15 protein-coding genes, 1 tRNA gene and 1 other annotated feature are annotated in these 16,883 nt (G+C 35.4%); all 16 genes read left to right on the plus strand.

All coding sequences use genetic code 11. The features are described from left to right. Window positions 1-43 precede the first annotated feature (43 nt). The 16 genes from sigH to fusA all read left to right on the plus strand — a co-directional run bounded on the left by sigH (window position 44) and on the right by fusA (window position 16,816). A complete protein-coding gene (sigH, locus tag OW730_RS04235; protein ID WP_271229514.1) occupies window positions 44-676 on the plus strand; it encodes an RNA polymerase sporulation sigma factor SigH in 633 nt (210 codons plus the stop codon). Between the two features lie 98 nt (window positions 677-774). After that, window positions 775-850: transfer RNA gene (locus OW730_RS04240), tRNA-Thr, on the plus strand. 79 nt (window positions 851-929) lie between these two features. Continuing rightward, window positions 930-2,111, plus strand: a complete 1,182-nt coding sequence (tuf, locus tag OW730_RS04245) for an elongation factor Tu (RefSeq protein ID WP_271227825.1) — start codon at window positions 930-932, stop codon at window positions 2,109-2,111. Between the two features lie 205 nt (window positions 2,112-2,316). Further along, window positions 2,317-2,466 (plus strand): 50S ribosomal protein L33, encoded by a 150-nt coding sequence (rpmG, locus tag OW730_RS04250; protein WP_250858658.1) that lies wholly within the window; start codon window positions 2,317-2,319, stop codon window positions 2,464-2,466. Between the two features lie 29 nt (window positions 2,467-2,495). After that, on the plus strand, window positions 2,496-2,726 hold the full coding sequence (gene secE, locus OW730_RS04255) for a preprotein translocase subunit SecE (protein WP_271227826.1): 231 nt from the start codon (window positions 2,496-2,498) through the stop codon (window positions 2,724-2,726). Window positions 2,727-2,760: 34 nt separating this feature from the next. Continuing rightward, window positions 2,761-3,285 carry a transcription termination/antitermination protein NusG gene (gene nusG / locus OW730_RS04260; RefSeq protein ID WP_271227827.1) on the plus strand — a complete coding sequence of 175 codons (525 nt, stop codon included), beginning with the start codon at window positions 2,761-2,763 and terminating at the stop codon, window positions 3,283-3,285. A 79-nt stretch (window positions 3,286-3,364) separates the two neighbouring features. Then, a complete protein-coding gene (gene rplK, locus OW730_RS04265) occupies window positions 3,365-3,790 on the plus strand; it encodes a 50S ribosomal protein L11 (protein WP_271227828.1) in 426 nt (141 codons plus the stop codon). Window positions 3,791-3,850: 60 nt separating this feature from the next. Then, window positions 3,851-4,546: a 50S ribosomal protein L1 gene (gene rplA, locus OW730_RS04270; protein WP_271227829.1), complete on the plus strand. Its 696-nt coding sequence runs from the start codon at window positions 3,851-3,853 to the stop codon at window positions 4,544-4,546. Between the two features lie 58 nt (window positions 4,547-4,604). Then, window positions 4,605-4,742, plus strand: a sequence feature (ribosomal protein L10 leader region). Between the two features lie 41 nt (window positions 4,743-4,783). Then, window positions 4,784-5,260 carry a 50S ribosomal protein L10 gene (gene rplJ / locus OW730_RS04275; protein WP_271229515.1) on the plus strand — a complete coding sequence of 159 codons (477 nt, stop codon included), beginning with the start codon at window positions 4,784-4,786 and terminating at the stop codon, window positions 5,258-5,260. 59 nt (window positions 5,261-5,319) lie between these two features. Next, window positions 5,320-5,682: a 50S ribosomal protein L7/L12 gene (gene rplL / locus OW730_RS04280; protein ID WP_271227830.1), complete on the plus strand. Its 363-nt coding sequence runs from the start codon at window positions 5,320-5,322 to the stop codon at window positions 5,680-5,682. 242 nt (window positions 5,683-5,924) lie between these two features. Continuing rightward, on the plus strand, window positions 5,925-9,635 hold the full coding sequence (gene rpoB, locus OW730_RS04285; RefSeq protein WP_271227831.1) for a DNA-directed RNA polymerase subunit beta: 3,711 nt from the start codon (window positions 5,925-5,927) through the stop codon (window positions 9,633-9,635). A 21-nt stretch (window positions 9,636-9,656) separates the two neighbouring features. Then, on the plus strand, window positions 9,657-13,208 hold the full coding sequence (gene rpoC, locus OW730_RS04290) for a DNA-directed RNA polymerase subunit beta' (protein ID WP_271227832.1): 3,552 nt from the start codon (window positions 9,657-9,659) through the stop codon (window positions 13,206-13,208). Between the two features lie 85 nt (window positions 13,209-13,293). Continuing rightward, window positions 13,294-13,539, plus strand: a complete 246-nt coding sequence (locus OW730_RS04295) for a ribosomal L7Ae/L30e/S12e/Gadd45 family protein (RefSeq protein WP_271227833.1) — start codon at window positions 13,294-13,296, stop codon at window positions 13,537-13,539. Between the two features lie 52 nt (window positions 13,540-13,591). Beyond that, the gene (gene rpsL / locus OW730_RS04300; protein WP_271227834.1) at window positions 13,592-13,969 is read left to right on the plus strand and encodes a 30S ribosomal protein S12; all 378 of its coding nucleotides are present in this window, start codon (window positions 13,592-13,594) and stop codon (window positions 13,967-13,969) included. A gap of 217 nt (window positions 13,970-14,186) precedes the next feature. After that, window positions 14,187-14,657: a 30S ribosomal protein S7 gene (gene rpsG, locus OW730_RS04305; protein WP_271227835.1), complete on the plus strand. Its 471-nt coding sequence runs from the start codon at window positions 14,187-14,189 to the stop codon at window positions 14,655-14,657. A 92-nt stretch (window positions 14,658-14,749) separates the two neighbouring features. After that, window positions 14,750-16,816 carry an elongation factor G gene (gene fusA / locus OW730_RS04310; RefSeq protein WP_271227836.1) on the plus strand — a complete coding sequence of 689 codons (2,067 nt, stop codon included), beginning with the start codon at window positions 14,750-14,752 and terminating at the stop codon, window positions 16,814-16,816. Window positions 16,817-16,883: the final 67 nt, after the last annotated feature.

Below are 16,883 nucleotides of genomic sequence, written 5' to 3' on the forward strand. Positions count from 1 at the left end.
AGAGAGGGGTTAAGCTTTGGATAAGGGGTCTAAAAATAATCAAATGGCTCTTCGAGAATACTATTTTCAACAGTATAAAAATATACTTGATGAAGAATTAGTATTAAAGGCAAAAGAAGGGGATAAAAAAGCAGAAGAATACTTAATTCAAAAATATCAAAGTTTTGTTAAATCTAAGGCGAAATCTTATTTTTTAATTGGTGCTGATAAAGAAGATATTTACCAAGAAGGAATGATAGGCTTATATAAAGCTATCAGAGATTTTAAGCCAGATAAACTTTCGTCTTTTAAAGCCTTTGCGGAGTTATGTATAACAAGACAGATAATAACAGCCATTAAAACAGCTACTAGACAAAAGCATATACCACTTAACACCTATGTTTCTCTTAATAAACCAATTTATGATGAGGAGTCAGATAGAACACTTTTAGATATTTTATCAGGTGTTAAAGTGACTGATCCAGAAGAGTTGGTCATAAGTGCTGAGGAAGTGAGTCATATTGAACATGAAATAGGGGAGGTATTATCTGACCTAGAAATGGAAGTTCTTATGGCATATCTTGATGGAAAATCATATCAAGAAATTGCATGTGATTTAGACAGACATTCCAAGTCAATAGACAATGCTCTTCAGAGAGTTAAAAGAAAGCTTGAGAAATGTCTTGATAAAAGATGAAATCCTTATTGACAAATCTATGATTTATAGTAAAATTAATAATTAGTTTAAGGTATTATTTATTCACTTTCTCTTAAACGCATAGTTGAGTTCTAAATGCCCATGTGGCTCAGTCGGTAGAGCGTCACCTTGGTAAGGTGGAGGTCGCCGGTTCAAGTCCGGTCGTGGGCTCCAGTATGGTTAACTGGACTATGAGTTTGGGAAAGATGAATAGAAATATATATATATATACAATTTGAAGGAGGAGTAAAAAATGGCTAAGGCAAAGTTTGAAAGAAGTAAGCCACACGTAAATATAGGAACAATCGGTCACGTTGACCACGGTAAGACTACAACTACAGCAGCTATCACAATGACGTTAGCAAAAGCTGGTGGAGCAGAAGTAATGAACTATGACGAAATAGATAAAGCTCCAGAAGAAAAAGAAAGAGGAATCACAATCAATACTGCACACGTAGAGTATGAGACTGAGAACAGACACTACGCTCACGTTGACTGTCCAGGACACGCTGACTACGTTAAGAACATGATCACAGGAGCAGCTCAAATGGATGGAGCTATCTTAGTAGTATCTGCTGCAGATGGTCCAATGCCACAAACAAGAGAGCACATTCTTCTTGCATCAAGAGTAGGTGTTGAGCACATCGTAGTATTCTTAAACAAAGCTGACCAAGTTGATGACGAAGAGTTATTAGAGTTAGTAGAAATGGAAGTAAGAGAATTATTAAGCGAATACGGATTTGACGGAGACGAATGTCCAGTAGTAAGCGGATCATCATTAATGGCAATCGAAAAAGGTGAAGATCAATGTATCTTAGACCTAATGGCTGCAGTTGACGAGTGGATCCCAACTCCAGAGAGAGATACAGATAAGACTTTCTTAATGCCTATCGAGGACGTATTCACAATCACTGGTAGAGGAACAGTTGTTACTGGAAGAGTTGAAAGAGGAATTGTTAACACTGGTGACGAATTAGAAATCGTTGGTATTAAAGAAGAGAAAATGAAGACAGTATGTACTGGAGTAGAGATGTTCAGAAAGATCCTAGACCAAGCAATGGCTGGAGATAACATCGGAGCATTATTAAGAGGTGTTCAAAGAGCAGAAGTACAAAGAGGGCAAGTATTATGTAAGCCTGGTACAGTAAACCCACACATGAAGTTCGTAGGTCAAGTTTACGTACTTAAAAAAGAAGAGGGTGGAAGACACACTCCATTCTTCAACGGATATAGACCACAGTTCTACTTCAGAACTACAGACGTTACTGGTACTGCTAACCTTCCAGAAGGAATGGAAATGGTAATGCCAGGAGACCACATTGACATGAACGTTGAGTTAATCACTCCAATCGCTATGGAAGAAGGATTAAGATTCGCGATCAGAGAAGGTGGAAGAACAGTAGGTTCTGGTGTTGTTACTAGCATCATCGAGTAATATCTAAGTTTATAATAGATAAAGATAAATTTGGACTGGGGTAACACCTAGTCCTTTTGAAAGTAATAAAAAAAGCAAATAATACTAAAGTGTATAAAAATGTCTAGTTGACATGGTGTATAACTTTGTGATAAATTAGTTTAGTAAATAAAAAAGAGATACGAATATACCAATAATTGGGTTTAAACTAGGAGGTGTGTTTAAAGTGAGAATTAAAGCTACTTTAGCATGTACGGAATGTAAGCAAAGAAACTATGATACTATGAAGAATAAGAAGAACAACCCTGAGAGAATTGAAATGAAAAAATATTGTAAATTCTGTAAGCAACATACACTACACAGAGAAACTAAGTAGGTATAATTATATATGGGGATGTGAATAGAATGGCTGTAAATGGGAAAGTGAAAAAAAACGAAAACAAGACAGCTAACAAAGGAAGCTTGGCTTTTTTTAAGAACACTAAAGCAGAATTTAAGAGAATTACGTGGGCTCCGAAGAAGGATGTGAAAAAGGCATTAGAAGCGGTTGCTTTATGTTGCACTTTTTATGTTTTGTTAATCTCTCTTTGTGACAGTGTATTCATGAAGGTGTTTAGTGTTATATTTAGCCGATAACGTAAAGGAGGTAGGGCGATAGTCCCTGGAAATTATGAATGAAAACAATGCAAAATGGTATGTAGCACATACGTACTCGGGATATGAAAACAAGGTTAAAGCTAATATTGAAAAGACAATAGACAATAGAAATCTTCATGAGTTGTTTTTTGATATCGTTGTTCCTATGGAGGAACAAGTTGAAATTAAAGATGGTAAGAAAAAAGTAACTCAAAAAAAGGTTTTCCCTGGGTATGTCATGGTTAAGATGATCATGACTGATGAGTCATGGTATGTCGTTAGAAATACTCGCGGAGTTACAGGATTTGTAGGTCCAGGATCTAAACCAGTTCCTCTTACTGAAGAAGAAGTTAAGGCTATGGGAATTAAAGACAAGATTATTGAAGTTGATTTTGAGGTTGGTGACAGTGTAAGAATCGTAACAGGTCCGCTAGAGAACTTTGTTGCATTAATACAGGAAATTAACCTTGAAAAACAAAAAATAAAAGGATTAGTCGACATGTTTGGCAGGGAAACACCTGTTGAACTTGATTTCAATCAAATAAAACATTTAGATTAATGTACTTATGCAAAGGATATCCTTTGCTAAGTGGGAGGATTAAAAATCCGCATTTACCACAAATCAGGAGGTGTAACACATGGCTAAAAAAATTACAGGCTATATTAAACTTCAATTACCAGCAGGAAAAGCTACTCCAGCACCACCAGTAGGACCGGCTTTAGGTCAACACGGTGTTAACATTATGGCTTTTACTAAGGAGTTTAACGCAAAAACTGCAGATCAAGCAGGAATGATTATTCCAGTTGTTATAACAGTATATCAGGATAGATCATTCACGTTTATCACTAAAACTCCACCAGCTCCAGTTCTAATCAAGAAAGCTATTGGTTTAGAAAGTGGATCAGGAGAGCCTAACAGAAACAAAGTTGGTAAGATAACTAAAGCGCAAATTAAAGAAATAGCTGAAATTAAAATGCCAGACTTGAATGCTGCAACAATCGAAACTGCAATGAGCATGATCGAAGGTACAGCAAGAAGTATGGGTGTTGAAGTAGTAGAATAGTTATAATGCCCAATAAAGTGGGAGGTTGTAACCGCTAATACCACGAAGGAGGATTAAAAAATGGCTAAAAAAGGTAAGAATTATGTAGAAAGTGCTAAAATAGTTGATAGAAACACACTATATACGCCAGCAGAAGCTTTAGAATTAGTTCAAAAAACAGCTAAGGCTAAGTTTGATGAAACTGTTGAGCTTCACGTTAAACTAGGGGTAGACCCAAGACACGCTGACCAACAAGTAAGAGGTGCTGTTGTACTTCCACACGGAACAGGTAAAACTGTTAGAGTGTTAGTTTTCGCTAAAGGTGAAAAAGCTAAAGAAGCAGAAGCAGCTGGAGCTGATTTTGTTGGAGCAGAGGAATTAGTAGCTAAAATTCAACAAGGTTGGTTTGGATTTGATGTTGCTGTTGCAACACCAGATATGATGGGTGTTGTTGGAAGAATAGGTAGAGTATTAGGACCTAAAGGTTTAATGCCTAACCCAAAATCAGGAACAGTAACTTTTGATGTTGAAAAAGCTATTAATGACATCAAAGCTGGTAAGGTTGAATACAGAGTTGATAAAACTTCTATCGTTCACGTACCAATCGGAAAGAAATCTTTTGATGCTGAAAAGCTTTCAGAAAACTTCCAAGCATTAATGGGAGCATTAATTAAAGCTAAACCAGCAGCTGCTAAAGGTCAATACGTTAAGTCTGTTAGCGTTGCTAGCACAATGGGACCTGGAATTAAAATTAACCCAGCAAAAATATTAGATTAATTTCGAAATTCTTGTTGACAAACGATGTTAAGTGTAGTAATATAGTTAATGTTGTTAAGGAAAATTAAAAAATATTCCGTAGACAGTAGGTGTTGAAAAACGTAAGCTATGTCGCCTGCCGAGGATTCCATTGATACTTAATTAATTAAGATATTTGGTCTCTTCATGTCTATGGAGAGACTTTTTAAATATTAAATAAATTGCAGGGAGGTGTATGCAGTGGCAGGTAAGAATAGAATGATTAAAGAAGCTAAAGTTCAAGAGATCAGAGAGAAACTTGAAAAAGCACAATCAGTAATCTTAACTAATTACCAAGGTCTTACTGTTGAAGAAGACACTCAATTAAGAAAGCAATTCAGAGAAACTGGAGTTGAATATAAAGTATTCAAAAACACTTTAGTAAAATTAGCTCTTAAAGAGTTAGGAATTGAAGGTCTTGATGAGCATTTAGAAGGGCCTGTTTCTATGGCGTTAGGATATGAAGATCCTACTGCACCAGGTAGAGTAATTAGTGCTTTTATGAAAGATCATAAAGCATTAGAATTAAAAGCAGGTTTAGTTCAAGGTGAAGTTTACGATTTAGAAAAAATCACAGCTTTCGCATCAATACCACCAAGAGAGGTATTACTTGCAAAGTTACTTGGAAGTTTACAATCACCAATATCAAAGTTTGCATACTTAGTTAAAGCTATCGCTGATAACAAAGAAGCATAATTAGTAAAAATAATTAAAAAAAAGAATGTACGGTTAAAATATATGGAGGTGTACTAAAAATGACAAGAGAGCAAATTATTGAAGCTATCAAAGAAATGTCTGTTATGGAATTAAATGAGTTAGTTAAAGCATGTGAAGAGGAGTTTGGAGTAAGCGCTGCTGCACCAGTTGCTGCTGCAGGTGCTGCTGCTGCAGGTGGAGCTGCTGAGAAAACTGAGTTTGACGTTGTTCTTGCTTCTGCTGGATCAAGCAAAATCAAAGTAATCAAAGCTGTAAGAGAACTTACTGGTTTAGGATTAAAAGAAGCTAAAGAAATCGTAGATGGAGCTCCTAAGACAATCAAGGAAGCTGTAGCTAAAGATGCTGCTGATGAAATGAAAGCTAAGTTAGAAGAAGTTGGAGCAGTTATTGAATTAAAATAATAATAGCCGACTAGGAGGGCACTTAATTTAAGTGCCCTTTTTTTACTTAATGAATGTTGACAATGAAAAAGAAATATGATAATATAGATAATTGCATTGATTTGTTGAAATTTAATATTATTATACTATAAAATATTAGTTTTTTGTGTAATAAAGGGTATTTTGGATAAGAACTAGGGTATAATAATAAGATGGTAATGCAATTAGTGCTGCTATTTTACTTAAGCAAGGAGTGAAAGTTAATGGTACATCCTATCCAAGTTGGTAAAAGGACCAGAATGAGCTTTTCAAAAGTTCAAGAGGTTGCAACTATGCCTAACCTTATAGAGGTACAGTTGAACTCATACAACTGGTTTCTAGATGCTGGTCTTAAAGAGGTTTTTAATGACATAAATCCTATACAGGACTATACAGGTAATTTAGTGTTAGAATTTGTTGATTACAATTTAGATTATGACAACACAAAGTATGACGTTGAAGAGTGCAAAGATAGAGACTCTACTTTTGCAGCGCCTCTAAAAGTTAAAGTTAGATTGACTAATAACGAAACTGGCGAAATTAAGGAACAAGAAGTATTCATGGGAGACTTCCCAATAATGACAGAACAGGGTACATTCGTAATTAATGGAGCTGAAAGAGTAATCGTAAGTCAGCTTGTTAGATCACCGGGAGTATATTATAGTTACAATGTTGATAAGACAGGTAAAAAACTATATTCTTCAACAATAATTCCTAATAGGGGAGCTTGGTTGGAGTACGAGACGGACTCTAATAACATAATTTACGTAAGAATCGACAAAACAAGAAAACTTCCTATAACTGTATTAGCGAGAGCTATGGGGTATGGGAGTGACTTACAGTTAACTCAATTCTTCGGAGAAGAAGAGAGATTAACGGCATCTATAGAAAAAGACAATACTAAGACAGAAGAAGAAGGTCTTTTAGAAATATATAAGAGGCTAAGACCAGGCGAGCCTCCGACTGTTGAAAGTGCTAAAAGTCTTATAAATTCACTATTCTTTGATGCTAAAAGATATGATCTATCAAAAGTAGGAAGATATAAGTTCAACAAAAAACTTAGCATAAGTAACAGACTTATAAATCAGATTGCAGCTGAAAATATTGTTAATCCTGAAACAGGAGAAATAATTGTTGAAGAGGGTGCAAAGATTTCAAGAGATAAAGCTCAAGAAATCGGTAATTCGGGTATAAACTCAGTTGATGTTCTTGTGGAAGATAAAATCATAAGAGTTATTGGAAATCACTTTGTTGATATCAATAATTTTGTTGATTTTGATGCTGCAGAATTGGGTGTTAAAGAGATGGTGCATTATCCTACATTAAAAGATATTATGGATAATTGCGAAAATGAAGAAACGTTAAAAGTTGAAATTAAAAAGAATATAAATAAATTAATTCCTAAGCATATTGTAAAAGATGATATGTTAGCTACTATTAGTTATCAAATTGGTCTAGTATATGGCATTGGATATTCTGATGACATTGACCACTTAGGAAATAGAAGATTAAGATCAGTGGGAGAATTGTTACAAAATCAATTTAGAATTGGTCTTTCAAGAATGGAAAGAGTTATTAAAGAAAGAATGACTATTCAAGAACAAGAAGGTATTACGCCACAAGGGCTTATCAATATAAGACCAGTTACTGCGGCTATAAAAGAATTCTTCGGAAGCTCTCAATTATCTCAGTTCATGGATCAAACAAATCCTCTTTCTGAATTAACTCATAAGAGAAGATTATCTGCGCTTGGTCCAGGAGGTCTTTCAAGAGAAAGAGCTGGATTTGAGGTTAGAGACGTTCACCACTCTCACTATGGTAGAATGTGTCCTATTGAAACTCCAGAGGGACCAAACATTGGATTAATTAACTCTTTAGCAGCGTACGCAAAGGTTAATGAATATGGATTTATGGAAACGCCATATAGAATAGTAAAAGATGGTGTAGCAACTGATGAAATAAGATATTTCACAGCTAATGAAGAAGATGGGCACTTGATAGCGAAAGCACAAGAACCACTTGATGAGAATGGTAAGTTTATTGATGATAAAGTTACAGTAAGAGATAAAGAGGAAGCTATTATTGTTCCAGCAACACAAGTAGATTTAATGGATATATCTCCAAGACAGATTGTTTCGGTTGCGACATCTATGATTCCTTTCTTAGAAAATGATGACGCGTCACGTGCGCTGATGGGATCAAACATGCAACGTCAGGCAGTACCGTTATTAAAGCCAGCAGCTCCGTACGTAGGAACTGGTATAGAACACAGAGCGGCTGCTGATTCAGGGGTATTACCTAAATCTAGGTATGACGGTGTTGTTGAGTATGTTAGTGCTAATGAAATTAAGATTAGAAGAGATGAAACAGGTATAGTAGATACTTATAACTTATTAAAATTCAAACGTTCAAATCAAGGAACATGTATTAACCAAAGACCTTTAGTTGATAAAGGTGAGAGAGTTAAGGCTGGAGATGTATTAGTGGATGGTCCATCTACTGATCTTGGAGAAATTGCTCTTGGTAAGAATATAAGAATTGCTTTCTTAACTTGGGAAGGTTATAACTATGAGGATGCGATGTTAGTATCTGAAGAGTTAGTTAAAGAGGATGTATTCACGTCTCTTCATATAGAAGAATATGAATGTGAAGCAAGAGATACTAAGTTAGGACCTGAAGAAATAACAAGAGATATCCCTAATGTTGGTGAAGATGCCCTTAAGGATCTTGATGAAAGAGGAATAATCAGAATAGGTGCTGAGGTTAAATCAGGTGATATATTAGTTGGTAAGGTAACACCTAAGGGTGAAACAGAACTTACTGCTGAAGAAAGATTATTAAGAGCTATCTTTGGTGAAAAAGCTAGAGAAGTAAGAGATACTTCATTAAGAGCTCCGCATGGAGAAGATGGTATTATCGTTGACGTTAAAGTCTTTACAAGAGAAAATGGAGATGAATTACCACCAGGGGTAAATAAATTAGTAAGAGCTTATATAGCTCATAAGAGAAAGATATCTGTAGGAGATAAGATGGCAGGAAGACACGGTAATAAGGGTGTTATTTCTAGAATTCTTCCTGTTGAAGATATGCCATTCTTACCAGATGGTAGACCAGTACAGTTGTGCTTAAATCCTCTAGGGGTTCCTTCTCGTATGAATATCGGTCAGGTACTAGAAATGCATTTAGGTTGGGCTGCAAGTAAGTTGGGTTGGCATGTAGCTACTCCAGTATTTGATGGTGCAGTTGAGTCGGATATAGAAGAGTGCCTAGAAAAAGCAGGATATGACAGAGATGGTAAAACAGTTCTTTACGATGGTAGAACGGGAGAGCCATTTGAGAATAGAGTTACAGTTGGAATAATGTACATCTTAAAATTACACCACTTAGTTGATGACAAGATGCATGCAAGATCAACTGGACCATACTCATTAGTTACTCAACAACCATTGGGTGGTAAAGCTCAATTTGGTGGTCAGAGATTCGGAGAGATGGAGGTATGGGCGCTTGAAGCATACGGAGCTGCTTATACTTTACAAGAAATCTTGACTGTTAAATCTGACGATGTAGTTGGAAGAGTTAAAACTTATGAGGCTATAGTTAAAGGTGAAAATATTCCAGAACCAGGAGTTCCAGAATCTTTCAAAGTTCTTATTAAAGAATTCCAGGCATTGTGTATTGATGTTAAAGTACTTGGTGAAGATAATACTGAAATAGTACTAAAAGAATCTGTTGAAGAAGATGGCGAAGAACTTGGTGTATATATAGAAGGTAATGAAGATTCTGTACCTACAGAAAAAGATAAAAGTGAAATTGAAGCTAATAGCGTGATAGAAGAAGTGGAACCAGATGCGGACGAATTCACGGAATTAGATTTAGATGATGTATCTTTAAATAGTTTTGAATTAGATTTAAACGATGTTACTGATGAACACTAATAGTGAAGGGAGGATAAACCCTTGTTTGAACTTAATAACTTTGATGCAATACAAGTAGGGTTAGCTTCACCAGAACAAATAAGAGATTGGTCTAGAGGTGAAGTAAAAAAGCCAGAAACAATAAATTATAGAACATTAAAACCAGAAAAAGATGGACTGTTTTGTGAGAAGATTTTTGGACCACAGAAAGACTGGGAATGTCATTGTGGTAAATACAAAAGAGTTAGATATAAGGGAATTGTTTGTGATAGATGTGGTGTTGAGGTTACCAAATCTAAAGTAAGACGTGAGAGAATGGGGCATATTGAATTAGCTGCTCCAGTATCTCATATCTGGTACTTTAAAGGAATACCATCAAGAATGGGGTTAATTCTTGATATGTCACCAAGAGCGTTAGAGAAAGTTTTATATTTTGCTTCTTATATTGTAATAGATCCAAAAGAAACTCCTCTAATAAAGAAACAATTATTAAATGAAAAAGAGTATAGAGAAGCTATTGATAAGTATGGTTATGAAAGCTTTGAAGCAGGCATGGGAGCTGAATCAGTAAAAAGACTTTTAGAAGAAATTGATTTAGAATCATTAAGTGCTGAGTTAAAAGAAGGCTTAAAGACTAGTACAGGTCAGAAAAAAATAAGAACTGTTAGAAGACTGGATGTTGTTGAATCATTTAGAAAATCTATAAACAAACCAGATTGGATGATTATTGATGTTATTCCAGTTATACCACCGGATTTAAGACCTATGGTACAATTGGATGGAGGAAGATTTGCTACATCTGACTTGAATGACTTATACAGAAGAGTTATTAATAGAAATAACAGACTTAAAAAACTATTATCATTAGGAGCTCCTGATATAATAGTTAGAAATGAAAAGAGAATGCTTCAAGAAGCTGTTGATGCGCTTATTGATAATGGTAGAAGAGGTAGACCGGTTACTGGACCGGGGAACAGACCTTTAAAATCGTTATCTGAGATGCTTAAGGGTAAGCAAGGTAGATTTAGACAAAATCTTCTTGGAAAGCGTGTTGACTACTCAGGACGTTCTGTTATAGTTGTTGGTCCAGAGTTGAAAATGTATCAATGTGGACTTCCAAAAGGAATGGCTTTAGAATTATTTAAACCATTCGTAATGAAGAAATTAGTTGATAAGAATATTGCACATAATATTAAGAGTGCAAAGAGAATGGTAGAAAGGGTTCAACCACAAGTTTGGGATGTATTAGAAGTGGTTATAAGAGATCATCCTGTATTACTTAACCGTGCTCCTACTCTACACAGACTTGGTATTCAAGCATTCCAACCTATATTGGTTGAAGGTAAGGCTATCAAGTTACACCCATTAGTATGTACTGCATATAATGCGGACTTCGATGGAGACCAAATGGCTGTTCACGTTCCTTTATCAGTGGAAGCGCAAGCAGAAGCTAGATTCTTAATGTTAGCAGCACATAATATTTTAAAACCTTCTGATGGAAAGCCTGTTGCTGTACCTACTCAGGATATGGTTTTAGGATCATATTACTTAACTATCGATAAGGATGGTGCAAAGGGTGAAGGTAGATACTTCTCATCACCTGATGAAGTTATGATGGCGTATCAGAAGAAAGATATTGATATACATGCTAAAATTAATGTATTAATGAGAGCTGAAGTAAATGGTAAAATGCATGAAGGTATAATAGAAACTACTCCAGGTAAATTAATCTTTAATGAAGCTGTACCACAAGATCTTGGTCTAGTAGATAGAACTATACCAGGAAATGAGTTGAAGTTAGAAATAGATTTCCTAGTAAGTAAAAAGAATCTAGGAAAGATAATAGATAAGTGTTTTGTTAAATATGGACCTACTAAAACATCAATAATGCTAGACAATATTAAAGCTACTGGATATCATTACTCTACAATAGGGGCAATAACTATTGCGGCTTCAGATATGATAGTTCCAGAGGCAAAGAAAGATTTGCTTGAAGATGCTGAAAAGACAGTAGAGAAAATTGAAAAGATGTATAGAAGAGGATTCATATCAGCAGAAGAAAGATATGAGAGAGTAATAGAAAAATGGACTCAAACAACAGAGGATGTTGCCAATGCACTTATGGATAGTTTTGATAAATTCAATCCTATCTATATGATGGCTGACTCTGGTGCCAGAGGATCTAAGAGTCAGATTAAGCAATTAGCAGGTATGAGAGGACTTATGGCTAGTCCATCAGGTAAAATCATCGAGTTGCCTATCAAATCGTCATTTAGAGAGGGACTTGACGTACTTGAGTACTTCCTATCTACTCACGGTGCTAGAAAGGGTAATGCCGATACAGCGTTAAAAACTGCCGATTCAGGATACTTAACTAGAAGATTGGTTGATGTAAGCCAAGATGTTATTATTAGAGAAGTGGATTGTGGAGCTGTAGAAGGTTATGAGGTTTCTCAAATAGCTGAGGGATCAGAAGTCATAGAATCGCTTCACGAGAGATTAACAGGTAGATATACTGCATCTGAGATTAAGCACCCTGAAACAGGTGAGGTTTTAGTAGAAGATAATGTATATATGGATTCAGAATTAGCACAAAAAGTTGTAGATGCTGGAATAGAGAAGGTTGAAATAAGATCTGTATTCACATGTAAAAGTAGACACGGAGTATGTTCAAAGTGTTACGGTATGAACATGGCTACAGGAAGCAAGATTGATATTGGTGAAGCTGTTGGTATCATTGCTGCGCAATCAATCGGTGAACCAGGAACACAGCTTACAATGAGAACCTTCCATACAGGAGGAATCGCAGGTGGAGATATCACTCAGGGTCTTCCAAGGGTTGAGGAATTATTTGAAGCAAGAAAGCCTAAAGGATTAGCTATAGTTTCGGAAGTTAGTGGAAGTGTAAGAATTGAAGAGACTAAAAAGAAGAGAATTGTAATAGTTGTAACAGAAGAAGGGGAAGAGTTCAAATATGACATTCCATTTGGAGCTAGAATAAGAGTTGCCGATGGTGATAAAATTCAAGCTGGAGATACTGTTACACAAGGTTCGGTTAACCCTCATGATATTTTAAGAATTAAAGGTGTTGAAGGGGTTAAGGCGTATCTTCTTTCAGAAGTTCAAAAGGTTTATAGACTACAAGGGGTTGATATCAATGATAAACACCTTGAAGTTGTTGTAAGACAAATGACAAGAAAAGTACTGATTGAAGATGCTGGTGACAGTGAATTCTTACCAGGTGAAAAAGTTGATATTTTAGATGTTGATAACGCTAATGAGAAGATTGCCGATGAAGGTGGAGAGTTAATTGTTTACTCTAATGCTTTATTGGGTATTACAAAAGCTTCATTAGCTACTGACTCTTTCTTATCTGCAGCATCATTCCAAGAAACAACAAGAGTTCTTACTGATGCCGCAATCAAGGGTAAAATTGATCCATTAATTGGATTAAAAGAGAATGTTATCATTGGTAAACTTATACCAGCTGGTACAGGTATGATGAAATATAGAAAAATTAATATAAGCCCAGATGTAGAAGAATCAATGGATACAACTGAAATTGAAGAAAATGGATTAGAGCTTAATTATTAATGATATTGACATAGTCGTTTTAAAATGTTAAAATACGATTTGTGCTGAATTTCTTTAGGATAATTTTAATGGGGGATAGCTTATAATGCTTGAGTTAAAGAATAATACTAAAGTTGTTGGAGTTAAACAATCATTAAAAAAAATGAATAATAAAGATTGCAGATGTTTGTGTATAGCAAAAAATGCAGAAAAAAGAGTTATTCAGCCTCTTATAGATAAGGCAAAAGATTTATCCGTTGAAATAGTATATGTAGATACTATGACGGAATTAGGTGAAATTTGTGATATAGATGTTGGAGCTGCAGCGGCATTGTTCTTAAAAGAACAATAAAATTAACGTAAAATTTGTAAAGACTTTTAAAAAAGATAGAGGAGGTGCAGGAATGCCAACTATAAATCAATTAGTAAGAAAAGGTAGAAAAACTACTCCTTTAAAATCTACAGCACCAGCCCTTAAAGGGTGCCCACAAAGAAGAGGAGTATGTACAGTTGTTAAAACAACTACTCCTAAGAAACCAAACTCAGCATTAAGAAAAATTGCGAGAGTTAGATTAACAAATGGTTTAGAAGTATCATCTTATATTCCAGGTGAAGGACATAACCTTCAAGAGCACAGTGTTGTTCTTATCAGAGGTGGAAGAACTAAGGACTTACCAGGTGTAAGATATAAGATTATTAGAGGTGCGTTAGATACAGCTGGAGTAAATGATAGAAAGCAATCAAGATCTAAGTATGGAAGTAAGAGACCTAAGAAAAAATAGTGTCTATTAAGTTAGATTTAAAAATACAATAATATTTGTATCTTAATTAGCAATGCTGTAGTATCCAGTTCACATAAATCTATATATTTTTAGTAATTGCACGTGTTATTTGATGATCTAGAAGGTTAATAATGTGATTGAATAAATCGCTGACACTTAACGAGTTGGATGTCGAGTACCTGTGAATTAAATTTGAATGTTTAAGGAGGGAAGTAAAGTGCCAAGAAAAGGAAGAGCACCAAAAAGAGAAGTATTACCAGATCCAATGTACAACAGTAAGGTTGTTACTAAGTTAATAAATGGAATAATGCAAGACGGTAAAAAAGGATTAGCTCAAAAGATTTGTTATGGAGCTTTTGATATCATCGCTGAGAAGACAGGAAAAGATCCATTAGAGGTTTTTGAAGCAGCTTTAGAAAACATAATGCCTTTACTAGAGGTTAAGGCGAGAAGAATCGGAGGATCTAACTACCAGGTACCAATCGAAGTTAGACCAGTTAGAAGACAGACTTTAGGTCTTAGATGGCTTCTAATCGCTTCAAGAAAAAGAAGTGAAAGATTCATGACAGAAAGACTTGCTAATGAGTTAATCGATGCATCAAATAACACAGGTGCAGCTGTTAAGAAGAGAGAAGATACTCATAAAATGGCAGAAGCTAATAAAGCATTTGCTCATTACAGATACTAATATTAGAAAAAAATTTATAAAGACAAAGCTGTTTTGGTTTGCCAAGACAGTTTTGTCGAATTTTAATGAACGGCGAGAGGAGGAAAAGTTAAGTGGCTAGAAAAGTGAAATTAGATAAATACCGTAATATTGGTATAATGGCTCACATTGATGCGGGTAAAACAACAACTACTGAGCGTGTACTGTATTATACTGGTAAAACACATAAAATTGGTGAGGTTCACGAAGGTGAAGCTACAATGGACTGGATGGTTCAAGAGCAAGAGAGAGGTATAACAATTACTTCTGCAGCTACAACAGCTAGCTGGAAAAATCACACAATAAACATAATTGATACACCTGGACACGTAGACTTTACAGTTGAGGTTGAGAGATCATTAAGAGTTCTTGACGGAGCTGTTGCTGTATTCTGTGCTAAAGGTGGAGTTGAGCCTCAATCTGAAACAGTATGGAGACAGGCAAATAAATATAATGTACCAAGAATGGCGTACGTTAATAAAATGGATATTTTAGGTGCGGATTTCTTCAGAGTTGTAAGCATGATGAGAGAAAGATTAAAGTGTAATGCAGTACCTATTCAATTACCAATAGGTAAAGAAGATAACTTAACAGGAATCATTGATCTTGTTACAAACAAAGCTAAGATCTACAAAGATGACTTAGGAAAAGAAATAGAAGAAGTAGAAATTCCTGCAGATATGCAAGAATTAGCTGAAGAGTATAGAGGGGCATTAATTGAGTCAGTTGCTGAACTAGATGAAGAGTTAATGATGAAATACCTAGATGGAGAAGAATTAACTCTTGAAGAGTTAAAGTCTACTTTAAGAAAAGGTGTTATAGCTAATGAAATAGTTCCAGTAGTATGTGGTTCATCATACAAGAATAAAGGTGTTCAAATGATGATCGATGCTGTTGTTGATTACATGCCATCACCATTAGATATTAAAGCTATAGAAGGTGTAGACACTAATACTAATGAAGAAACTACAAGACCAGCAGATGATGATGCTCCTTTAGCAGCATTAGCATTTAAAATTGCTACTGATCCATTCGTTGGTAAGTTAGCGTTTACAAGAGTTTACTCAGGTGTTATGAAGAGTGGAAGCTATGTTCTTAACGCTAACAAAGGTAAGAAGGAAAGAATTGGTAGATTGTATAAGATGCACTCTAACCATAGAGAAGAAGTTGAAGAGTTTAGAGCTGGAGACTTAGGTGCAATAGTAGGATTAAAGAACACAATTACTGGTGAGACTTTATGTGATGAAAATCACCCTGTTATACTTGAAAGTATGGAATTCCCAGAGCCAGTTATATCTGTTGCTATTGAGCCAAAAACAAAAGCTGGTATGGATAAGATGAGTATGTCTCTTATCAAACTTGCTGAAGAGGATCCAACATTCAAAACTTACACTAACCAAGAAACTGGTCAAACAATCATCGCTGGTATGGGTGAGCTTCACTTAGAAATCATCGTTGATAGATTACAAAGAGAATTCAAAGTTGAGTGTAACGTTGGTGCTCCACAAGTTGCTTACAAAGAGACAATTGGCCAACAAGTTAAGGCTGAAGGTAAGTTTGTAAGACAATCTGGTGGACGTGGTCAATACGGACACTGCTGGATTGAGTTAATCCCGACTGAGGGTGAATATGAATTTGAAAACGCTATCGTAGGAGGAGTTATTCCAAGAGAGTATGTTCCTGCTGTTGATAAAGGTATTCAAGAAGCTTCACAAGCTGGTATTATTGCTGGTTTCCCAGTTATTAACTTTAAAGCTAGATGTTTCGATGGATCTTACCATGATGTTGACTCTAACGAGATGGCATTTAAAGTTGCAGGATCTATGGCGTTTAAGAATGCTATGGCTAAAGCTGGAGCAACATTACTTGAGCCTATCATGAAGGTTGAAGTAACTATGCCAGAAGAGTACATGGGAGATGTTATGGGTGACATTAACTCAAGAAGAGGAAGAATTGAGGGAATGGAGCCACAGAACGGAGCTCAAGTTATTAAAGCTATGGTACCTCTTTCAGAGATGTTCGGTTATGCTACAACATTAAGATCTAGAACTCAAGGTAGAGGAAACTACAGCATGGAGTTCGCTGCTTATGAGAAAGTGCCAAAGAGCATTCAAGAAGAAGTATCAGGTAAAAATAAATAATAATTATTTTTAATTTATAGCAAGTAATAAATTAGTATTTATTTTATAAATAAAACAAGTTAGTTTT

The organism is Oceanirhabdus sp. W0125-5, from assembly GCF_027938815.1.
GTDB lineage: Bacteria > Bacillota > Clostridia > Clostridiales > Clostridiaceae > Oceanirhabdus.